This window comes from Streptomyces sp. NPDC005492 (genome assembly GCF_040605995.1).
Lineage (GTDB): Bacteria > Actinomycetota > Actinomycetes > Streptomycetales > Streptomycetaceae > Streptomyces.
Window position 1 is genome coordinate 32,043 of record NZ_JBEXDX010000041.1, and the last position, 19,927, is coordinate 51,969.

Consider the following 19,927-nt stretch of genomic DNA (forward strand, 5'->3'; position numbering starts at 1 on the left):
GCGGCAGGTATGTGAACGGCGGCCATCGAGGCTGATCAAATGCGCCGGATCTGCAAGGATGAACGGCGAATCCAGAGTGTGAACAGCAGTGAGGAGATCGCCGTGTCGGGTATGTCGGCGGGCCGGTCAGCCATGCGGATGGGACCCGCTGAGCTGGTGCAGGCGGCGGCCATGGCCCGCCGCTTCTACCTCGAGGGCAAGTCCAAGATCCAGATCGCGGAGGAGTTCGGCGTCAGCCGCTTCAAGGTGGCCCGGGTCCTGGAGACCGCTCTCGAACGGGATCTCGTACGGATCGAGATCCGAGTACCGGCCGAGCTGGACGCGGAGCGCTCGGACGCGCTGCGTGCCCGGTACGGCCTGAGGCACGCCGTCGTGGTCGAGTCCCCGGCCGAGGTCAGCGAGGAGTCGCCCGATCCCGAGAACCTCGGGGAGGTCGCGGCCGACCTGCTCGGCGAGCTGGTCAACGAGGGCGATGTGCTCGGCCTCGCCTGGGGCCGGTCCACCATCCACATGGCGGCCGCCCTCGACCGGCTGCCGCCCTGCACGGTGGTCCAGTTGACGGGTGTCTACGACGCCGGGACCGCCGAGCGCGGCTCTGTCGAGGCGGTACGGCGGGCCGCGCAGGTGTCGGGCGGCGACGCCCACCCCATCTACGCGCCGATGCTGCTGCCGGACGCGGCCACCGCGCAGGCGCTGCGCCACCAGACCGGGATCGCCCGGGCCTTCGACTACTTCGACAAGGTCACGGTCGCCTGTGTCTCCATCGGCTCCTGGGAGCCGGGCATCTCGACGGTGTACGACATGCTCAGTGACGAGGAGCGGGCGCACTACTCGTCCCTCGGTGTCGCCGCCGAGACGTCCGCGCACCTCTTCGACGCCGAGGGCCGCCGGGTCGGCCGGGACCTGGGCGAGCGGTGCATCACCGTCAAGGCGGACCAGTTGCGCCGTATCCCCGAGGTCGTCGCGATCGCGGGCGGGCAGCGGAAGGCGGCGGCGATCGACGCGGTGCTGCGGTCCGGGCTGGTCACCAGCCTGGTGACGGACACCGCGGCGGCGGACTATCTGATGACGGCCGGGACCTCGCCGAAGTCGGCGCTGAGCCGGACGGACCCCGACGGCATCTGAGGGGCCCTGGCGGCGGGCCGCGCGGGGGCGGCCGTGGCAGCATCGGGCGCATGCTGCTGCGGTTCGCCTCCCGGGTGCTTCTCGTCTGTCTTGCCGTCCTGCTGCCGGTCGGCTGTTCGGTCACGGACACCAGCGGCGGCTCCTCCACCGCCACCGTCAAGGAGTCCCAACTTCCGGCGGAGGCACAGCAGACCATCGCCCTCATCGACCGGGGCGGCCCCTTTCCGTACGCCAAGGACGGGGTCGTCTTCGGGAACTACGAGAAGCTGCTGCCGGAACAGAAGCGTGGTTACTACCACGAGTACACAGTGAAGACCCCGGGCTCGCGCGATCGCGGAGCCCGGCGCATTGTCACCGGGCAGGGCGGCGAGATCTACTACACCGATGATCACTACAAGTCGTTCAGGACGGTACTGAGATGACGCAGCTCGCGGTCACGCTGGACCTCGACGGGGTCACGGACAAGGCCGGCCTGATGGACCGCTGCGCGGAGGCACTCGGTCTGCCCGACTGGTTCGGCCGCAACTGGGACGCGCTCGCCGACAGCCTCAGCGACCACACCGTGTGGCCCGAAGGGGCCGTGGAACAGGGGCTGTTGGTCGTCGTACGGAACTGGCGGCCGTACGCGAAGGCACGGCCGGAGGAGTGGGGGACCGCCGTCGACGTCTTCGGTGACGCGGTCGACCGCACACCGGCGCTCTCCGTGATGCTCGCGCTGGGAGGGTCCGAAGGAACCGGTCGTTAGACCGATTGTCCGAGGCGGCTGGCAGAGTGGTCGGCATGGAGCAACAGGAGCAGCGCACGTCCGTCCGTCTCGTGGTCGTGGACCCGGACCTCGACGCGCAGTGCGACCGGGTGGAGGAACACTTGCTGGCGCCCCTGGCCGAGTCCGTCGGCGGGGCCGGCGGGCACGGTCTGTTCGCGGACGGTCTCGCGGCCTTCCGGCGGGTCCGGGAAACCCTCACCGACGCGGTGGCGCGGGGCCCCAAGGTGTGGACGCCGAACGGCCGTTGGGAGCACGAGGGCCTGCGCATCGTCGAACTGCCCACCGAGGACACGGACTTGCTGTACGCGCTGCTGCGCGAGCTGTCCGGGCTCTTGGTGGCACCGCCGGACCTGCCCGACCCCTCGGGTGTCGTGGCCGCGGTCCGCGGCACCGTCCTGACGCCCGAGAAGACCGCCGTGGGCCTGGTCGGCGCGCTGGCGCGGGTGCTGTCCCTGGTGGACCTCACGCCCGACGCCGACACCGCGACCCTCTTCGCGGCGATCGAAGGGGGCGACGGCGAGGACGTAAGACTCACCTACGGTCAGGACGAGGCGTGGCAGCGCCTCGCCCACCGGCTCACCATGCTGCTGACCGAGTCGGCTCCGTTGCACCGGTTCCTGTACTGATCTCGCGCTCCGGTGCCGGGCTATCCGCCGAAGGCGAAGGCGAACGTGGCGCTGTCGTTGGACGGGTCCGGGTCGTGGAGGGGGAGACCTGCCGGGCCGGGGCGTACGGTCACCGTGCCGCCGGCGCCGTCGTAGCTCCTGGTCGTCTTTCCCCGCAGCACGAACGACTGGCTCCTGCCCGCCACGATTCTGAACGGCACGAAGCACACGTAGTGCCGGTGGCCCGCCTCGAAGGCCGTTGTGCTGGTGGGGCCGGCCCAGAGGCGGCATTCGCCGTGGAAACCGTCCTCCGACTCCGCGAAGACGTTGCCGGTCGCGACCGTGCCCCTGGGCAGGACGACGTCGACCACGGCGGCGGCCTGGGTGCCGACGTTGTACACGGAGGCCGGGCCGTGGTCCACGGCGGTGATGTCCAGGGTCCATCGGCCCGCCCTGGAGACGGGCTTCGCCTTCGCCGCGAGGTCGGCGGAGTTGTCGGCCGTGACGGTGAGCCGGCCCTCGGAGCCACCCTCGGACCCGCCGGACGCCGGGACCAGGGTGAGCGCCGGACCGGTGCCCCGCTCGGCGCCGCCGTCGGCGTCTTCGCCCGGCTCCAGAGGGGCGGCCGAGTAGTCGGTCACGTCGTGCAGGACGTGCTTGCCGACCGTGGCGGTCAGGGGACTGTTCAGCTCCAGGGTGGCGCCGGCGGCCACCGGGGTCGTGACGAGGCAATCGACGGAGGTCTGGCCGCTGGGTTCGCCGCCCAGGCCGGGTCCGTCGCCCCCGCCGTAGACGCAGTTGGAGAACTTGCGGTCGAAGACCAGGCCGCCCACCGACGCCCAGCGCAGCATGACGGGCCCGTCGGTGGCCAGGTCGCCGATGTTGCTGATCCGGAGCGGAATCTCGATCCGGGAGCCGATCTTGGCGTGGGTCACGTCCGGGAGTTTGCCGACGATCAGGTTCGGGAGGCCGGCGATCACCTTCGTCCTGGCCGTGGCGGCCTTGGCGTGCCCGGCGCTGACGGTGTACGTGATCGTGCCGTCGGCGCCGGGGGCGGCGCCCGCGTCCGCAGCCACAGAGAACTCGACCGACCCGCCCCGCAAGGCGGCCTTGGAGACACAGGTGAAGACCCGTCCGGCGGCCTCGCAGCGGGGATCGTCGACCGTGACGTCCGCGATTCCGGCCAGGTCGTGGGCGTCGATGACGAGCGTCTCGTCCGTCTGCGGGGGACCGTTCGGCTCCACGCCGAGGAGGTTCCAGTTCGCGTCGACCCGCTTCCCCGCCGACCCCACGTTGAGGTGTTCCACGGTGCTGAACGACACGTACGGCCGAGGGGACGGTTGGGACGTGTCGGCAACCGTGGCGGCCGAACCCGACGCCATGGCGAGCAGCGCGGCAGCCGACACCGCCCCGGACACCGTGCGACGGAAAGCCATGCAGGTTCGATGCGCGAGACGTCCCGAAGGTTGCGCGCATGAAGCCCAGGTGCCCCTGGAGGTTCCTCCAGGGAGGTCGCCGACCTGGCTGGACGATGATCCGAGGCATGGCATTACGCCCGACATGGGACAATGAAGTACGTGCTCTTCCCCCTGGCTGACCTGTCCGGGGACCACCTCTGATCGACTGGGATGTGCAGCACGTGCGTTTCCTCAACGACATCCAGCCCCCGTACGACCTGACGTACGACGACGTCTTCATGGTGCCGCGACACAGCGCGGTCGGTTCGCGTCAGGGTGTGGACCTCAGCTCCCCGGACGGCACGGGTACCACGATCCCGCTGGTCGTCGCCAACATGACCGCCATCGCGGGCCGGCGCATGGCCGAGACCGTGGCCCGGCGCGGCGGGCTCGTGGTCATTCCGCAGGACATCCCGATCGAGGTCGTCACCGAGGTCGTCTCCTGGGTCAAGAGCCGCCACCTCGTCCTGGACACCCCGATCCAGCTGACCCCGCACCAGACCGTCGCCGACGCGCTGGCCCTGCTGCCCAAGCGCGCGCACAACGCAGGTGTCGTGGTGGACGAGCACCACTGCCCGGTCGGTGTCGTCACCGACGCCGACCTCAACGGTGTGGACCGGTTCACCCAGCTCGCCGAGGTCATGTCCCGGGACCTGCTGCTGCTCGACGCGGACATCGACCCGCGCGAGGCGTTCAACAGGCTGGACGGCGCCAACCGCCGCTACGCGCCCGCCGTCGACAAGGACGGCAAGCTCGCCGGCATCCTCACCCGCAGGGGCGCCCTGCGCGCCACGCTGTACTCGCCGGCCGTCGACGAGCGGGGCAGGCTGCGTATCGCCGCCGCGGTCGGCATCAACGGCGATGTCGCCGGCAAGGCCAAGCAGTTGCTGGACGCCGGCGTCGACACGCTCGTCATCGACACCGCGCACGGCCACCAGGAGTCGATGATCGCCGCGATCCGCACCGTCCGCGCGCTCGATCCGCGGGTCCCGATCGCGGCCGGCAACATCGTCGCCGCCGAGGGCGTCAAGGACCTCATCGAGGCGGGCGCCGACATCATCAAGGTCGGCGTGGGACCCGGCGCGATGTGCACCACCCGCATGATGACCGGCGTCGGCCGACCGCAGTTCTCGGCGGTCATGGAGTGCGCCGCCGAGGCCAAGAAGTACGGCAAGCACGTGTGGGCCGACGGCGGTGTCCGCCACCCGCGCGATGTCGCCATGGCACTCGCGGCGGGCGCGTCGAACGTGATGATCGGCTCGTGGTTCGCGGGCACGTACGAGTCCCCCGGCGACCTCCAGCAGGACGCGGGCGGCCGCCTCTACAAGGAGTCGTTCGGCATGGCCTCCGCACGCGCGGTCCGCAACCGTACGTCGGACGAGTCGGCCTACGACCGCGCCCGCAAGGCGCTCTTCGAGGAGGGCATCTCCACCTCCCGCATGTTCCTCGACCCGGCCCGCCCGGGAGTCGAGGACCTCATCGACTCGATCATCGCGGGCGTCCGCTCCTCCTGCACCTACGCCGGCGCCAACTCCCTGGAGGAATTCGCGGAGCGGGCGATCGTCGGCATCCAGAGCGCGGCGGGTTACGCGGAGGGCAAGCCCCTGCACGCGAGCTGGAGCTGAGCAAGTTCCTTGCCTACGGCCCCTGTTGACCCGGTGGACGGGATATTCGGGGGCCGTGCGTGTGCCCCGGCGGCTACCGTCGCCCCATGGAGATCACCGTGTGCCGGGCCGCCGACGTGGCGCTGCTCGACGAGTTCATGGGTTCGTCGTCTGCCGTCTCCTTCCATGCCCGGAGGTTCGCTCGGCAGGAGGCCGGCGCGGGCACGTATCTCGTCGCCTGGCTGGACGGGCGGCCCGTCGGACACGCGGAGATTCGGTGGGGCGGCTGCGCGGACCCCGAGGTGCGGGCCGCGCTCCCCGGCTGTCCGGAGCTCAACGGTCTCGCCGTATGGCCCCCGGAACTGCGCTCGCGCGGCATCGGCGGCGCGCTCGTCCGGCGGGCCGAGGAGCTGGTCCGGGAGCGTGGCCATACGGTCCTCGGTCTGGGTGTCGCGGCCGACAATCCGAGAGCCGCCGGTCTCTACGCGCGGCTCGGCTACCAACCCCTGACGGAGTACGTCGATCGCTGGTCGTACGAGGACCGCGAAGGGGTGACCCATGAGCACGCCGACCCCTGTACCTTCCTCACCAAACCCCTGCCGTCAGGCCCTCTTGACGTCAAGTAGTCCTGACGTGACGCTGAGGGCATGACCACACCGCAGAGCATCGAACCGGAGCACACCCTCCTCACCGCCGTCGCCCGCCTCGACCACCTGCGCACCCGTGAGTCCCTGGCCGGCTTCGGCAGTGACGCCGAGGCCCTCGACCGGGCCGAGACGCTGGAGCTGCTCGCCCTGAGCGAGGTCGTCGCCCGCAAGGCCGCCTACGGCCGTCAGCTCACCGTGCGCGCGGCCCGTGAGGCCGGTGCCTCCTGGGCGCAGGTCGGGGCCGCGCTCGGCATGAGCAAGCAGGCCGCGTGGGAGGCCCACACGCGGTGGATCGACGCGCAGGCGGACGCCTTCGGGCGGCCCGGGCGGATGGGTTTCGACGAGGGGGACGCGGCCGAGGCGCGGGCGCTGGCGGGCGAGCCGGACGAGGGCTGAACCGGCTCGTGTTCTACTTCGTACACGGCCACCGCCGCACCACCCGCACCGCCCGAGAAGTGATCGATCCCCCGTGCTGAACGAACTCGACGAACGCATCGTGCACGCCCTCGCCGAGGACGCCCGCCGCTCCTTCGCGGACATCGGGCACCTGGTCGGCCTCTCCGCCCCCGCCGTGAAGCGGCGCGTGGACCGGCTGCGGGCCACCGGCGCCATCACCGGATTCACCGTCCGCGTGGACCCCTCGGCACTCGGCTGGGAGACCGAGGGGTTCGTCGAGATCTACTGCCGGCACAACACCTCCCCGGACACCATCCGACGGGGCCTGGAGCGCTACCAGGAGGTCGTCGCCGCCTCCACCGTCACCGGCGAGGCGGACGCGGTCGTCCAGGTCTTCGCCGCCGACATGCGCCACTTCGAGCGGGTGCTGGAACGGATCGCGGGGGAGCCGTTCGTCGAGCGGACGAAGTCGGTGCTGGTGCTCTCCCCGCTGCTGCGCCGCTTCTCTTCCGGCTCGCCCACATAGGGGCGACTGTCAGTGGGACGCCGTACGGTCGGGACATGGCAGCACGAATCGATCTGACCCTCGACTGCGACAACGCCACACTCCTCGCCGCCTTCTGGAAGACGGCCCTCGGCTACGTCGACGAACCGCCGCCCGCGCCCTTCGCCACGCGTGCCGAGTGGGCCGCACAGTTCGAACCGGTGGAGGACGAGTCCGAGGACGACGGCGCCTGGCTGTGCGACCCCGACGGGGTCGGCCCGCGCCTGTCCCTACTCAAGGTCCCCGAGCCCAAGACCGCCAAGAACCGGCTGCACCTCGACATCCGGGTGCCGGTGCGGGGCACGCCGGACGAGCGGTGGGCGATCATCCGGGCGGAGGCCGAGCGGCTGGTGCGCGCGGGCGCCCGGGTGCTCACCGAGGTCGACGGGCACCACGTGGTGATGGCCGACCCGGAGGGCAACGAGTTCTGCGTGGCGGCCCGTTGAGGCCCCGGGATCACTCCGCCGTCTTGCGGGCCAGCGCGTTGTTCCCTATCGAGTTGTGCACGCTGAAGCTCACCGCGTCCGAGCGGTAGCGGTCGTCGGACCACTCGACGGGCCGTCCCTCGCGGGTCGTTGTGACCCGGCGGACCCGCAGGAGGGGGCTCGTGCGGCGGATGCCCAGCAGCTCCGCGTCCTGCGCGCCCGCCGCCACCGCGTCGATGACATGCTCGCCGTAGGCGAAGACCAACCCCGTGTCGTCGTACAGGCGTTGGGTCACCGACGGGCAGTCCGGCTCGATCGCCTCGACGGCGGGGGAGATCCAGTCGGCGTAGACGGTGCGCTCCAGCAGGACCGGCTCGCCGTCCAGGCCGCGGACCCGCAGGACGTGCAACACGGGGGTGCTCTCCGGGAGTTGGAGGCGTACGACGTCCTCGGCCGTGGCCGGGCGGTACTCCTGCGCGACCACGTGCCCGGTCGCCTCGCGCTCCATCGCGCGCGCCCACTCGGCGAAGCTGCGCAGCTCCGCGAAGCTCTGGCTGCGCCGGCTGGCCAGCACCATCCGGCGGGCGCCCTGGCGGGAGCCGATCAACCCCTCGGCGGTGAGGGCCGCGACGGCCTGACGGACCGTGCCGCGTGAGACGCCGTACTGCGCCGCGAGCTCCGTCTCCGCGGGCAGCCGGCTGCCGACTGTGTACTCCTCGCGGCCGATGGCTTTCCGCAGCTCGTCGGCGATCTCCTCGTGTCGCGCCGTCATGCTTCCCCTCTGAGTCGGCCGGTGTGCACAGCGTGAGCAGCGTAGTCGAGTTCCCTTGGTGATCCGTGTCACCCAGGAGTGTGCAGGGAATAAGGGGTCACGGTTTCGCCAATGTTTACGAACAAGACACCATCGCCGGGCGTACTGAGGCCAACTTGTTCAGACAAGTTCTGCACGTAAGTGCTTCGGACAAGTTCTCCGCTCTGCTCAACCCTCGTGCGCACCCCTGGAGAGACCGTGACCGTGTCCCCGCCGAGAAACGCCGTCCTGGGTGGTTCCCTCGCCGTCGTCGCCGCGCTGGCCCTCAGCGCCTGCGGCGCCGCCCCCACCAACTCGTCGACCACCGCCGACGGCAAGAACGCCGCCACCGCCACCTCCGCCGCCGACTTCGGGGGCATGGCCGCCCTGGTGAAGGCCGCCAAGAAGGAGGGCGCGCTGCACATCATCGCGGTGCCCCGCGACTGGGCGAACTACGGCGCCATCATCGACGGTTTCACCAAGAAGTACGGCATCAAGATCACGGACGAGAACCCGGACGGCTCCAGCCAGGACGAGATCAACGCCGTGACCTCCCGCAAGGGCCAGGACCGGGCGCCCGACGTCCTCGACCTCGGCTCCTCGTTCGCGCTCAGCGCCGCCCAGCAGGGCCTGCTCGCGCCGTACAAGGTCGCCTCCTTCGACCAGATCCCCGAGGGCCAGAAGGACCCGAAGGGGCAGTGGTTCAACGACTACGGCGGCTACATCTCCATCGGCTGCGACGCCAAGCGCGTCAAGACCTGCCCGACCACCTTCGCCGACCTGCTCAAGCCGCAGTACAAGGGCCAGGTCGCCCTCAACGGCAACCCCACCAAGTCGGGTTCGGCCTTCGGCGGCGTGTACGCGGCGGCGCTCGCCAACAAGGGCTCCTTCGACGACATCCAGCCCGGCCTGGACTTCTTCGCCAAGCTGAAGAAGAACGGCAACTACACGCCCGTCGAGTCGACCCCGGCCACCGTCGAGAAGGGCGAGACGCCCATCTCCATCGACTGGGACTACCTGAACGCCGGTTACGCCGACGAGTTCAAGTCCAAGGGCGTCGACTGGAAGGTCACCATCCCCAGTGACGGCCAGTACGCGCAGTACTACTCGCAGGCCATCAACAAGGACGCCTCCCACCCGGCGGCCGCCCGCCTGTGGCAGGAGTACCTGTACAGCACCGAGGGCCAGAACCTGTGGCTCAAGGGGTACGCGCGCCCGGCACTGATGACCTCCATGGAGTCGGCCGGCACCCTGGACAAGACCGCCGCCGCCAAGCTCCCGCAGGTCACCGGCACGCCGTCCTTCCCGACCGAGACCCAGCAGAGCAAGGCCAAGACGGTCATCGCGTCCGGCTGGGCGAAGGCCGTCTCCGGATGACGGCCACGCTCACGCGGGCCGACGTGGTCGCCGCCGCTTCTGTGAAGCGGCGGCGCCGCGTCCCCGGCTGGATCGCCGTGGTCCCGCTGCTCGTGTTCGTCGCGGTCGCCTTCGGGGTGCCCGCCGTGGCGATGCTGAACGGCGCCTTCACCGTCAAGAACCAGACGACGGGCGCCACTTCGTACAGCACCGCCAACCTGACCGACTCGCTCCAGGGCGCCTACTTCACCGCGCTGGTCGGCAGCGTCAAGCTGTCCGCCCTCTCGGCCGCCCTCGGCACGCTGTTCGGTCTGCCGCTCGCGCAGGTCGTCGTCACCTCGCGCTTCCGCGCGCTGCGCGAGGCCGTCCTCACCGCGTCCGGCGTCCTCGCCAACTTCGGCGGTGTCCCGCTCGCCTTCGCGTTCGTCGCCACGCTAGGCAACGCCGGTGTGCTGACGACCCACTTGGGCCTGAAGGACCAGGGCTGGGACCTCTACAGCTTCACCGGACTGGTCATCGTCTACCTCTACTTCCTCATCCCGCTGATGGTCCTCACCATCACCCCCGCCCTGGAGGGCCTGCGCACCCAGTGGCGCGAGGCCGCCCAGAACAACGGTGCCACCGGCGTGCAGTACTGGCGGCACGTGGCCCTGCCGGTCCTCGCGCCGTCCCTGCTCGGCGGGTTCGTGCTGCTCTTCGGCAGCGCCTTCGCCGCGTACGCCACCGCTGCGGCCATGGTGGGCAGTTCGGTCCCGCTGGTCACCCTGCAGATCGCCGACGCCATCTCCGGCAACGTGCTCGTCGGCCAGGAGAACGTGGCCCTCGCCCTCAGCCTCGACATGGTCCTGGTCGCGGGCCTGGTCATGGCCGTGTACCTGCCCCTGCAACGACGGAGCGCGCGATGGCTGGACGCCTGAACCCCTGGCGGTGGGTCGTCCTCGGCCTCGCCGCCCTGTACTTCCTGGTGCCGCTCGCCGCGTCGGTCGTCTTCACGGTCGACGTGCCGGGCCAGGGCGTCACCTTCGACGCCTACACCCAGATCGTCTCCGCCGACGGCTTCACCTCCAGCCTGGTGCTCTCGCTGGAACTCGCCGCCGCCACCATCGCCGTCGTCCTGCTCCTGATGGTCCCCGCCATGGTCGCGCTACGGCTCGGCGCGCCCCGCCTGCGCCCGGTCGTCGAGGTGATCTGCTCGCTGCCGCTGGTGGTCCCGCCGATCGCGTTCGTCGCCGGCATCGCCACGGTCCTCAAGTGGGGCCCCGACTACCTGTCCCGCACCCCCCTCTTCGAGACCTTCGTCGCCATCCAGAACCCGGACTTCCCCTTCATCCTGGTCCTGGCCTACGTCGTGATGGCGCTGCCGTTCGTGTACCGGGCCCTGGACTCCGGGCTGAGGGCCATCGACGTGAAGACCCTCGTCGAGGCCGCCCGCAGTTGCGGCGCAGGCTGGCCGCAGGCGCTCGTACGGGCCGTACTGCCCAATCTGCGCGGCGCGTTGCTCAACGCCTCCTTCCTGACGCTGGCGTTGGTGCTCGGCGAGTTCACCGTGGCCCAACTGCTCGGCTTCCAGCCCTTCGCCGTGTGGATCTACAGCGTCGGCGGGTCCAACGCCCAGCTCTCCGTCGCCGTCTCCGTGCTCAGTCTGGTCGTCACATGGGCACTGCTCCTCACGCTCGCCGGTGTCGGCGGGCGTGACCGAACCGCTCCTTCCCGGGGATGAACCATGACCGCCACCACGCTTGAGAAGACCACCGCCGAGAAGGCCGCCACCGTCGAATTCCGCGGCCTGCGCCGGGAGTTCGGGCTGACGGTCGCCCTCGACGGACTCGACCTGACCGTCCGTCCCGGCGAGTTCCTGGCCCTGCTCGGCCCCTCCGGCTGCGGCAAGACCACCGCGCTGCGCATGCTCGCCGGCTTCGAACACCCCACCTCGGGCGAGGTGTTGGTCGACGGCCAGGACGTCACCGATGTGCCCGCGCACCGTCGCGACGCCGGGATGGTCTTCCAGTCGTACAGCCTCTTCCCGCATCTCAACGCGCTCGACAACGTCGCCTTCGGACTGCGCATGCGCAAGGTCCGTACGGCCGAACGGCGGGCCCGTGCGGCCGAGTTGCTCGACCTCGTCGGGCTCGGCGACAAGGGTGAGCGCTTCCCGCACCAGCTCTCCGGCGGCCAGCAGCAGCGCATTGCGCTGGCCCGCGCGCTCGCCCTGCGCCCGCGTGTCCTGCTACTCGACGAGCCGTTGTCGGCGCTCGACGCCAAGGTGCGACTCTCCCTGCGCGAGGAGATCCGCCGCCTCCAGCAGGAACTCGGCATCACCACCCTCTTCGTGACACACGATCAGGAAGAGGCGCTGTCCATCGCCGACCGGGTCGCCGTGATGCGTGCCGGAAAACTCGAACAGTGCGCCGCCCCGGCCGAGTTGTACGGCCGGCCCGCGACCGCGTTCGTCGCCGAGTTCGTCGGCACGATGAGCCGGCTCCCGGGACGGCTCACGGACGGGGTCGTCGAGGTACTCGGCCAGCGACTGCCCGTCGACGGCGAGGCCCCGGCCGGACCGGACGTGGACGTGCTCGTCCGCCCCGAGGCGATCGACGTGCGCGCCGACTCCTCGGGTGATGCGCGGGTCGTCGGCACCGCCTTCCTCGGCGCGGTCGTCCGCCTCACCGTGCAACTCGCCGACTCCACCGAGGTCAAGGCCGACCTGCCCACGCACGAGGCCGCGGGTCTGGGCGCAGGCGTCGCCGTACAGGTGTCGCTGCCGGAGCGCCCGGTACTCGTGGCAGAACGCATCAACCCGTAGGGCGGTAGTCGCCCGCAGTGCCCGTACTGAAAGAGAGAAACGTGACCCCCCACACCCAACTCCCGCTCCAGGCCGTCCTGTTCGACATGGACGGGACGCTCGTCGACACCGAGCGGCTGTGGTGGGAGGCGGTGGAGCAGGTCGCGGGCAGGTCCCTGACCGACGCGGACCAGCCGGAGGTGCTCGGCCGCCCGGTCGAGCACACCGCCGGCTGGCTCGCCACGACCACGGGCGCATCGGCGGCGGACCTCGCCGCCGCTCTGCACCGGGAGTTCGCCACCCGCGTCCGCACCGGCATCGTGCCCCGACCCGGCGCGCTCGACCTCCTCGACGCCCTCGCCCGCGACGGCGTCCCCACGGCCCTCGTCACCGCGTCCCCCCGCGCGGTCGCCGACACCGTCCTCGACGCGCTCGGCGCGAGCCGCTTCGCGGTCTCCGTCACCGCCGACGACACCGGGCCCACCAAGCCCGCCCCCGACCCCTACCTTGCCGCCTGCCGCGCCCTCGGCGTCGACCCCGCCGCCTGCGTGGCCGTCGAGGACACCCAGACCGGCGTCAGTTCCGCCGAGGCGGCCGGCTGCGCGGTCCTCGCGGTCCCGTCGCTGGCGCCGATCGACGAGGCCCCCGGCCGCACGGTACGGGCGAGCCTGGCCGGAGTGACCCCGGCGGACCTACGCGCCATGGTGACACCGGGGACGCACGATGCACCCGACCTACGCGTGTTGACCTGGAACCTCTGGCTCGGCGGCAGCAAGGTCGACGACCACCGCACCAAGCAGCTCAAGGCCATCGCGGAGACCGGCGCGGACGTGGTCGGCCTCCAGGAGACGGCCGGCACCGCGACCCAGGAACTGGCCGAGGCTCTCGGCTGGCACCACCACCGGGCGGGCGAGAACCTTGGCATCATCAGCCGCCACCCGATCACCGCCCGCTTCGGCGACCCGGACGTCGGCTTCTACGGAGCGGCAGGCGTACGGATCGCCGTCGGGCGGGGCCGCGAGATCGACGTATGGACCTGCCACCTCGACTACACGCCCTACGGCCCCTACGAATCCGCCTTCGATGGGCTCCCGGCCACCGACCTGATCGTCCACGAGAAGGTGCGGCTGGCCCAGATGCGAGACACCTTGACCCGCATCGCGGAGGTGGCCGAGGACGGCGTCCCCGTCATCCTGGTCGGCGACTTCAACAGCCCCTCACACCTGGACTGGCCGGACGTCGAGTGGCCGGTGACGAGGGCGGCGGCCGCCGCGGGCCTACGCGACAGCTACCGCGAAACCCACCCGGACCCGACCACGGCCCCCGGCCACACCTGGTCGCCCATCCACCCCGTCCACGAGGACGGCAGCGGCCGCCCCGAACCCCAGGACCGCATCGACTACGTCCTGCACCGAGACCTGACGGTGCTCGACTCCCGCACCTTCGTCACCGGGACCCCGAGCCCGTGGCCCGAGGTGTCGGGGAACTGTTGGCCTTCGGATCATGCGGCGGTTCTTACGGTGTTCGGGGTGCCGGGTGTGAGGTGAGGTGAGGCGGGCAGCGGGTGGTCGCCTTGGCCCGGGCGGAGCGGTCGTGTCGGGAGGCCGGTGGTTTCCGGCTAGCCCCCCCGGGGCCATGCGGCCAGTACTCGGACCATGCCGCCGATATTCGGGCCCTCGCTACGCCCCACGCCCCGAGGACCGGCAGCGCACGCAACGAATCGCCGTCCTGCCCCGCCCACACGCAACGATCCGCTCACCGGCGCGCAACGGCTGCTTCTTGTCCGGTCCAGGCCCTCGGTCGTACCGTCGAGGTGGCCCCCGACAGGTGGCTCGTCAGCCATTTCGTCCCGGTGAGGAACACATATGCGCACCGCCCTGCTCCAGAGCTCCGGCCGCCCCGGCTCCGTCGTCGAGAACCTCAAGGTCCTCGACGAGGCCGCGGGCCGGGCCGCGGCGGGTGGCGCCGGGCTGTTGGCCGCGCCGGAGATGTTCCTCACCGGATACGCGATCGGCGACGGCGTCGGCCGTCTCGCCGAGCCCGCCGACGGTGACTCCGCGCAGACGATCGCCGAGATCGCCACCCGCCACGGACTCGCCATCGCCTACGGCTACCCGGAGCGCGACGGCGACGTCGTCCACAACTCGGCCCAGTTGATCTCCGGCGACGGCACCCGCCTCGCCAACTACCGCAAGACCCACCTCTTCGGCGACTTCGAGCGCGCCCACTTCACCCCGGGTGAACAGCCGGTCGTCCAGGCCGAGTTGGACGGTCTGCGGGTCGGCCTGATGATCTGCTACGACGTCGAGTTCCCGGAGCCGGTCCGCGCCCACGCCCTCGCCGGCACCGACCTGCTCCTCGTCCCGACGGCGAACATGCACCCGTTCCAGTTCGTCGCCGAGTCCCTGGTCCCGGTGCGGGCCTGGGAGAACCAGTTCTACGTGGCGTACATCAACCGCACCGGCCAGGAAGGGGAGTTCGACTTCTTCGGCCTCTCCACGCTCGCCGGCCCCGACGGAGTCGCCCGCACCCGGGCCGGCCGCGGCGAGGAACTCCTCCTCTCCGACATCGACGCCGAGTTCCTGGCCAACTCCCGTGCGGCGAACCCGTATCTGAAGGACCGCCGCCCCGGTCTCTACGGCTCCCTCGCCTGATCCCCTCCCCGCAGCCCCGTTGGCCCTGTTTTTTCGCAAGGAGTCCGTACCCCATGACGTCCACGGTGCCCAACGCCGTCCAGCACGCCGACGAGCGGCAGCCGCCGATCACCATGTTCGGGCCGGACTTCCCCTACGCCTACGACGACTTCCTCGCCCACCCGGCGGGCCTCGGCCAGATACCCGCGACCGAGCACGGCACCGAAGTCGCGGTGATCGGCGGCGGGTTGTCCGGCATCGTGGCCGCCTACGAGCTGATGAAGATGGGCCTCAAGCCTGTCGTCTACGAGGCCGACCAGATCGGGGGCCGGTTGCGGACCGTGGGCTTCGACGGCCCCGGCACCGAGGAACTCACCGCCGAGATGGGCGCGATGCGCTTCCCGCCCTCCTCCACCGCCCTCCAGCACTACATCGACCTGGTCGGTCTTGAGACCCGGCCGTTCCCCAACCCCCTTGCGGAGGCGACCCCTTCGACCGTCGTCGACCTCAAGGGCGAGTCCCACTACGCGACCACCGTCGACGACCTCCCGCAGGTCTACCGCGACGTGATGCACGCCTGGAACGCCTGCCTCGAAGAGGGCGCCGACTTCTCCGACATGAACCGGGCCATGCGCGAGCGCGACATCCCGCGCATCCGCGAGATCTGGTCGAAGCTCGTCGAGAAGCTCGACAACCAGACCTTCTACGGCTTCCTCTGCGACTCCGCGTCCTTCAAGTCCTTCCGGCACCGCGAGATCTTCGGCCAGGTCGGCTTCGGCACCGGCGGCTGGGACACCGACTTCCCGAACTCCATCCTGGAGATCCTGCGCGTCGTCTACACCGAGGCCGACGACCACCACCGCGGCATCGTCGGCGGCTCCCAGCAACTCCCGCTCAGGCTCTGGGACCGCGAGCCGCAGAAGATCGTCCACTGGCCCTACGGCACCTCGCTGGCGTCCCTGCACGTGAACGGCGAACCCCGCCCCGCCGTGACCCGGCTGCACCGCACCGCCGGCAACCGGATCACGGTGACGGACGCGAACGGCGACATCCGCACCTACCGGTCGGCGATCTTCACCGCCCAGTCCTGGATGCTGCTCTCCAAGATCGCCTGCGACGACTCGCTCTTCCCGATCGACCACTGGACGGCGATCGAGCGCACCCACTACATGGAGAGCTCGAAGCTCTTCGTCCCCGTCGACCGGCCGTTCTGGCTCGACAAGGACGAGCAGACGGGCCGGGACGTCATGTCGATGACCCTCACCGACCGTATGACGCGCGGGACTTACCTCCTCGACGACGGCCCGGACAAGCCCGCCGTCATCTGCCTCTCGTACACCTGGTGCGACGACAGCCTCAAGTGGCTGCCGCTGTCCGCGAACGAGCGCATGGAGGTCATGCTGAAGTCGCTCGGCGAGATCTACCCGAACGTCGACATCAGGAAGCACGTCATCGGCAACCCGGTGACCGTCTCCTGGGAGAACGAGCCTTATTTCATGGGCGCGTTCAAGGCCAACCTGCCCGGCCACTACCGCTACCAGCGGCGCCTGTTCACCCACTTCATGCAGGACCGGCTGCCCGAGGACAAGCGCGGCATCTTCCTCGCGGGCGACGACATCTCCTGGACGGCCGGCTGGGCCGAGGGCGCCGTCCAGACCGCCCTGAACGCTGTCTGGGGCGTCATGCACCAGCTCGGCGGCACGACCGACCCGACCAACCCCGGGCCGGGGGACGTCTACGACGACATCGCGCCGGTCGAACTGCCCGAGGACTAGAGCGGGTTCAGACCCCGGCCGCCCGCGCCTTCTCGTACACCTCGGCGGCGACGTCCGTCAGCTCCCGCGCGTCCCGGGTGCCGCTCTGCAGGTCCACGAGGATCTCGTCGAGGCCGACCTCGACGTGCGCGGCGAGATCCTCGACGATCTGATCGACGTTGCCGTGGAAGGGACGGCGGTCGGGGCCGGCGTAGGGCTTGGCGGTGTAGCGGGGGTTGGTGCGCAGCACGGTCCGGATCGGCTCCGTGCGTCCGCGCTCGGCGGCCAGTTCCCGCAGCTCGCGCCACTGTGCGGCGAGCGTCTCGGCGCCCAGGCCGACCGGCATCCATCCGTCGGCGTGGTCGACCAGCCGTCGCCGGGCCTTCCCGCTGCTCGCCGCGAGCAGGATCGGGACGGGTCGGGCGGGCTTGGGGCCGACCACGGCCGACGCGATCTTCGTCAACCGGCCGTCGTACGACACCGGGTCGGGACCCCACACGGCCCGGCACACCTCGATCAGCTCGTCCAGGACCTGGCCGCGCTCCTCGAACGGCCGGACCGACGCCGCCGCGTACTCGTCGTGCGACCAGCCGGTACCGAGCCCCGCGACCACCCGGCCGCCACTCGCCGCGTCCAACGACGCCAGGGCCTTGGCCAGTTGGAACGGTACGTGCAGCGGTGCCACCAGCACACTGGTGCCGAGCCGGGCCCGCTCGGTGGCCGCGGCGGCGAGCGTGAGAGTGACCAACGGCTCGGCCACACTGCGGTAGTTGTCCGGCCAGGGCACGCCGGGCATGCCGTACAGACCCTGGGTCGCGGGCTCCGGGTACAGGGCGCGCTCGTACACCCACAGACTCTCGAAGCCGATCCGCTCGGCGGCGCGGGCCACGGTGGGCACGTCCTTGCCGATGTCGTACCAGTGCATCTGGGGGAGGCCGAGTCCGAGAGGGGTCGTCATGCCCTGTGCTCCTTCGCCCGAGCGGCTTGGGGATCTCGCCACCGAACGTACAACGTCGGCACGGGAGTTGAACGGATCAGTCGGGCAGCGGCGTCAGCATCATGCGGCCCGCGAGCCCCACCGCCGCGTCCAGCCGCTCGGTGAACTCCGCGGCGACATCCGGCAGTCCGCGCAGCGCCCACAGGGCCCGCGCCGCCGTCCAGGTCGCCTCCCTGGCGCGCTCCAGACTCCACGAGCCGAGCAGATGGGTGAGTGGATCGGCGATCTGGAACAGGTCGGGACCCGGCATCAGATCCTCGCGGATGCGCTCCTCCAGCGAGTCGAGGAGATCGCCCACGCGGTCGAACTCGTCCTCCAGTTCGGCGGGTTCGCAGTCAAGCGTACGACAGGCGTCCACGACGGCGAGCGCGAGATCGTGACCGATGTGCGCGTTGATGCCCGACAGGGCGAACTGCAGCGGTCGTACACCCGGATGACCGCGCAGTTGGAACAGCGGCCGCCAACAGGCGGGCGGACGCCGCCCGTTGGCCACCGCGTCCACGGCGGCGAGATAGCGCTCCGCGAACCGTACGTCCAGCGTGACGGCGGCCCGGGTGTCGTCGAACCGGCCTGCGTCGATGCGCCGGTCGACCGCTTCCGTGACGGCGAGGTAGACCCGGTTGAACACCGCGACCCCGTCCCGCGCGGGCAGTTCCTCGTCGAGCGCGCGCAGCCGGGAGACGACGATGTCCACGGGTGTGCCGAAGTGTGCCAATTGCCCCATGGGGGCAGCGTCCCAGTCCTACGCTGACCGAGGTGCCGCCGGGCCCGACACTTCCCCAGAACGGGGGAACGGTTCGGCGCGAGGGGGCGGTGTGTCGGGTTCGCGTGGCCGGCGGCGGAGGCCGATCGCCCGGCGGAGTGTGCTGATCCTGGCCGCGTCGGTAGTCGTGGCGATCGGCATCGCGACCGGGACGCTCAGGGTCCTGGACGAGGGGCGCGGCACGGACCGGGCCCGGCCGGAGGCGAGCGACGCGACGCTCCTGCTGCCAATGCCCGATGTGCCGGCGCTGTCGAACTCACCTTCCGTGAAGGAGAGTTCGTCGTCCGCCCGGCCGAAGAGGACAGCCGCGCCCTCCGGGCGGAAGTCGCAGCCGACCGCCACCGCCTCACCCCGCCTCTACCGCCACCCCGACTCCCAGGTCCTCGACTGGGTCCGCGCCCACCCCGACGACCCGCGTACCGACGTCATAGCGTCCCGGATCGCCGACGAGCCGGCGGCGGTGTGGTTCGCCGACTTCACGCCCTCGACGATCACCTCCCGGGTCCGCGCGGTCACTTCGGGCGCCGCCGCGCGGGGCCGGGTGCCGGTCGTCGTGCCGTACGCGATCCCGGAGCGCGACTGCGGCGGGGCGTCCGAGGGCGGGGCGCCTGACTTCGCCGCGTACGACGGCTGGATCGACGACTTCGCGGCGGGGCTGGGTTCCGGCGAGGTCGTGGTGATCCTGGAGCCCGACTCCGTGGCCCAGACCGACTGCCTCTCCGACGCCCAACGCGCCGACCGTTTCGCCGCGTTGGCCCGTGCGGGCCGGGTCCTGAAGGCCGCCGACCCGAAGGCGCGCGTGTACTACGACGCCGGCCACTCCGACTGGAACCCGGCCGCGCAACAGGCGGCCCTGCTCAGGCAGGCGGGTGCGGCCTCCGCCGAGTCGTCCGACGGAATCTTCAGCAACGTCTCCAATTTCAACGGCACTTCGGCCGAGATCGCCTACGACCGCCAGGTTCTCGACGCCCTCGGCGGCCCGGCGGGTCTCGGCGCCGTCGTCGACACCAGCCGCAACGGCAACGGCGCCCCGGCCGACGGCCAGTGGTGCGACCCGACGGGCCGGAAGATCGGCCGGGCGCCAACCCTGAACACCGGGGAGGCGCGGATCGACGGCTATCTCTGGGTCAAGCTGCCGGGGGAGTCGGACGGCTGCAAGGGCGCCGCCGGTGCGTTCACGGCGTCGTACGCCTATGACTTGGCGCGCTGACTCTCATCTCTGTACGTGAATCCGGTCCGGACCATTGTCACGGCTGCGGCATGGTCCTACGCTCGCACGGTTC

The 19,927-nt window shown here is 70.9% G+C and carries 21 protein-coding genes; 17 read left to right on the top strand and 4 right to left on the bottom strand.

Annotated elements, in window-relative coordinates; all coding sequences use genetic code 11:
* Window positions 1-78 precede the first annotated feature (78 nt).
* Genes ABZT04_RS36230 through ABZT04_RS36245 form a run of 4 tightly spaced genes read left to right on the top strand, consistent with a single transcriptional unit; the run spans window position 79 to window position 2,517 of the window.
* On the top strand, window positions 79-1,125 hold the full coding sequence (locus ABZT04_RS36230; protein WP_356062106.1) for a sugar-binding domain-containing protein: 1,047 nt from the start codon (window positions 79-81) through the stop codon (window positions 1,123-1,125).
* 50 nt (window positions 1,126-1,175) lie between these two features.
* A complete protein-coding gene (locus ABZT04_RS36235; protein WP_356062109.1) occupies window positions 1,176-1,547 on the top strand; it encodes a ribonuclease in 372 nt (123 codons plus the stop codon).
* Window positions 1,544-1,870: a barstar family protein gene (locus ABZT04_RS36240; RefSeq protein ID WP_356062112.1), complete on the top strand. Its 327-nt coding sequence runs from the start codon at window positions 1,544-1,546 to the stop codon at window positions 1,868-1,870. The genes ABZT04_RS36235 and ABZT04_RS36240 overlap by 4 nt, the downstream gene beginning before the upstream one ends.
* Window positions 1,871-1,905: 35 nt before the next feature.
* Window positions 1,906-2,517, top strand: a complete 612-nt coding sequence (locus ABZT04_RS36245; protein ID WP_356062115.1) for a hypothetical protein — start codon at window positions 1,906-1,908, stop codon at window positions 2,515-2,517.
* Window positions 2,518-2,537: 20 nt separating this feature from the next.
* Here the strand turns inward: ABZT04_RS36245 and ABZT04_RS36250 are convergent, their stop codons facing one another.
* Window positions 2,538-3,932 (bottom strand): hypothetical protein, encoded by a 1,395-nt coding sequence (locus tag ABZT04_RS36250; RefSeq protein WP_356062118.1) that lies wholly within the window; start codon window positions 3,930-3,932, stop codon window positions 2,538-2,540.
* A gap of 203 nt (window positions 3,933-4,135) precedes the next feature.
* On the opposite strand from ABZT04_RS36250, the gene ABZT04_RS36255 reads away from it, so the two are divergent.
* From ABZT04_RS36255 to ABZT04_RS36275, 5 genes are all read left to right on the top strand, one after another.
* On the top strand, window positions 4,136-5,578 hold the full coding sequence (locus ABZT04_RS36255) for a GuaB1 family IMP dehydrogenase-related protein (protein ID WP_356062222.1): 1,443 nt from the start codon (window positions 4,136-4,138) through the stop codon (window positions 5,576-5,578).
* A gap of 86 nt (window positions 5,579-5,664) precedes the next feature.
* Window positions 5,665-6,183 carry a GNAT family N-acetyltransferase gene (locus tag ABZT04_RS36260; RefSeq protein ID WP_356062121.1) on the top strand — a complete coding sequence of 173 codons (519 nt, stop codon included), beginning with the start codon at window positions 5,665-5,667 and terminating at the stop codon, window positions 6,181-6,183.
* 21 nt (window positions 6,184-6,204) lie between these two features.
* On the top strand, window positions 6,205-6,600 hold the full coding sequence (locus ABZT04_RS36265; protein WP_356062123.1) for a hypothetical protein: 396 nt from the start codon (window positions 6,205-6,207) through the stop codon (window positions 6,598-6,600).
* 73 nt (window positions 6,601-6,673) lie between these two features.
* Complete coding sequence (locus ABZT04_RS36270; protein ID WP_355918601.1) at window positions 6,674-7,126, top strand: Lrp/AsnC family transcriptional regulator; 453 nt, start codon at window positions 6,674-6,676, stop codon at window positions 7,124-7,126.
* A gap of 35 nt (window positions 7,127-7,161) precedes the next feature.
* Window positions 7,162-7,590 (top strand): VOC family protein, encoded by a 429-nt coding sequence (locus tag ABZT04_RS36275; protein ID WP_356062126.1) that lies wholly within the window; start codon window positions 7,162-7,164, stop codon window positions 7,588-7,590.
* 10 nt (window positions 7,591-7,600) lie between these two features.
* Here ABZT04_RS36275 and ABZT04_RS36280 read toward each other — a convergent pair whose 3' ends face one another.
* Window positions 7,601-8,341: a GntR family transcriptional regulator gene (locus ABZT04_RS36280; protein ID WP_356062129.1), complete on the bottom strand. Its 741-nt coding sequence runs from the start codon at window positions 8,339-8,341 to the stop codon at window positions 7,601-7,603.
* Window positions 8,342-8,578: 237 nt separating this feature from the next.
* Here ABZT04_RS36280 and ABZT04_RS36285 point away from each other — a divergent pair, with 237 nt between their 5' ends.
* The 7 genes from ABZT04_RS36285 to ABZT04_RS36315 all read left to right on the top strand — a co-directional run bounded on the left by ABZT04_RS36285 (window position 8,579) and on the right by ABZT04_RS36315 (window position 16,905).
* The gene (locus ABZT04_RS36285; protein WP_356062132.1) at window positions 8,579-9,736 is read left to right on the top strand and encodes an ABC transporter substrate-binding protein; all 1,158 of its coding nucleotides are present in this window, start codon (window positions 8,579-8,581) and stop codon (window positions 9,734-9,736) included.
* Complete coding sequence (locus ABZT04_RS36290) at window positions 9,733-10,632, top strand: ABC transporter permease subunit (protein WP_356062134.1); 900 nt, start codon at window positions 9,733-9,735, stop codon at window positions 10,630-10,632. Before ABZT04_RS36285 ends, ABZT04_RS36290 begins: the two co-directional genes overlap by 4 nt.
* Entirely contained in the window at window positions 10,617-11,435 is an 819-nt protein-coding gene (locus ABZT04_RS36295; RefSeq protein ID WP_356062136.1) for an ABC transporter permease subunit, read from the top strand. Before ABZT04_RS36290 ends, ABZT04_RS36295 begins: the two co-directional genes overlap by 16 nt.
* A 3-nt stretch (window positions 11,436-11,438) precedes the next feature.
* The gene (locus ABZT04_RS36300) at window positions 11,439-12,518 is read left to right on the top strand and encodes an ABC transporter ATP-binding protein (RefSeq protein ID WP_356062138.1); all 1,080 of its coding nucleotides are present in this window, start codon (window positions 11,439-11,441) and stop codon (window positions 12,516-12,518) included.
* Between the two features lie 41 nt (window positions 12,519-12,559).
* Window positions 12,560-14,044 carry an HAD-IA family hydrolase gene (locus ABZT04_RS36305; protein ID WP_356062141.1) on the top strand — a complete coding sequence of 495 codons (1,485 nt, stop codon included), beginning with the start codon at window positions 12,560-12,562 and terminating at the stop codon, window positions 14,042-14,044.
* 318 nt (window positions 14,045-14,362) lie between these two features.
* A complete protein-coding gene (locus ABZT04_RS36310) occupies window positions 14,363-15,151 on the top strand; it encodes a carbon-nitrogen hydrolase family protein (RefSeq protein WP_356062144.1) in 789 nt (262 codons plus the stop codon).
* Between the two features lie 53 nt (window positions 15,152-15,204).
* Complete coding sequence (locus ABZT04_RS36315; protein ID WP_356062147.1) at window positions 15,205-16,905, top strand: NAD(P)/FAD-dependent oxidoreductase; 1,701 nt, start codon at window positions 15,205-15,207, stop codon at window positions 16,903-16,905.
* A 7-nt stretch (window positions 16,906-16,912) separates the two neighbouring features.
* On the opposite strand, the gene ABZT04_RS36320 is transcribed toward ABZT04_RS36315, so the two are convergent.
* Both ABZT04_RS36320 and ABZT04_RS36325 read right to left on the bottom strand, forming a co-directional pair.
* Window positions 16,913-17,842, bottom strand: coding sequence for an LLM class F420-dependent oxidoreductase (locus ABZT04_RS36320; protein ID WP_356062150.1), 930 nt, complete (start codon window positions 17,840-17,842; stop codon window positions 16,913-16,915).
* A gap of 76 nt (window positions 17,843-17,918) precedes the next feature.
* A complete protein-coding gene (locus ABZT04_RS36325; RefSeq protein WP_356062152.1) occupies window positions 17,919-18,605 on the bottom strand; it encodes a DUF5995 family protein in 687 nt (228 codons plus the stop codon).
* Window positions 18,606-18,744: 139 nt separating this feature from the next.
* Here ABZT04_RS36325 and ABZT04_RS36330 point away from each other — a divergent pair, with 139 nt between their 5' ends.
* Window positions 18,745-19,854 (top strand): glycoside hydrolase family 6 protein, encoded by a 1,110-nt coding sequence (locus tag ABZT04_RS36330; RefSeq protein ID WP_356062225.1) that lies wholly within the window; start codon window positions 18,745-18,747, stop codon window positions 19,852-19,854.
* Window positions 19,855-19,927 lie beyond the last annotated feature (73 nt).

Coding starts and splice junctions, on each gene's coding strand:
- ABZT04_RS36315 (WP_356062147.1), top strand. CDS start 15,205: ATGACGTCCACGGTGCCCAACGCCGTCCAGCACGCCGACGAGCGGCAG.
- ABZT04_RS36240 (WP_356062112.1), top strand. CDS start 1,544: ATGACGCAGCTCGCGGTCACGCTGGACCTCGACGGGGTCACGGACAAG.
- ABZT04_RS36250 (WP_356062118.1), bottom strand. CDS start 3,932: ATGGCTTTCCGTCGCACGGTGTCCGGGGCGGTGTCGGCTGCCGCGCTG.
- ABZT04_RS36280 (WP_356062129.1), bottom strand. CDS start 8,341: ATGACGGCGCGACACGAGGAGATCGCCGACGAGCTGCGGAAAGCCATC.
- ABZT04_RS36310 (WP_356062144.1), top strand. CDS start 14,363: ATGCGCACCGCCCTGCTCCAGAGCTCCGGCCGCCCCGGCTCCGTCGTC.
- ABZT04_RS36265 (WP_356062123.1), top strand. CDS start 6,205: ATGACCACACCGCAGAGCATCGAACCGGAGCACACCCTCCTCACCGCC.
- ABZT04_RS36325 (WP_356062152.1), bottom strand. CDS start 18,605: ATGGGGCAATTGGCACACTTCGGCACACCCGTGGACATCGTCGTCTCC.
- ABZT04_RS36295 (WP_356062136.1), top strand. CDS start 10,617: ATGGCTGGACGCCTGAACCCCTGGCGGTGGGTCGTCCTCGGCCTCGCC.
- ABZT04_RS36300 (WP_356062138.1), top strand. CDS start 11,439: ATGACCGCCACCACGCTTGAGAAGACCACCGCCGAGAAGGCCGCCACC.
- ABZT04_RS36320 (WP_356062150.1), bottom strand. CDS start 17,842: ATGACGACCCCTCTCGGACTCGGCCTCCCCCAGATGCACTGGTACGAC.
- ABZT04_RS36235 (WP_356062109.1), top strand. CDS start 1,176: ATGCTGCTGCGGTTCGCCTCCCGGGTGCTTCTCGTCTGTCTTGCCGTC.
- ABZT04_RS36275 (WP_356062126.1), top strand. CDS start 7,162: ATGGCAGCACGAATCGATCTGACCCTCGACTGCGACAACGCCACACTC.
- ABZT04_RS36245 (WP_356062115.1), top strand. CDS start 1,906: ATGGAGCAACAGGAGCAGCGCACGTCCGTCCGTCTCGTGGTCGTGGAC.
- ABZT04_RS36290 (WP_356062134.1), top strand. CDS start 9,733: ATGACGGCCACGCTCACGCGGGCCGACGTGGTCGCCGCCGCTTCTGTG.
- ABZT04_RS36260 (WP_356062121.1), top strand. CDS start 5,665: ATGGAGATCACCGTGTGCCGGGCCGCCGACGTGGCGCTGCTCGACGAG.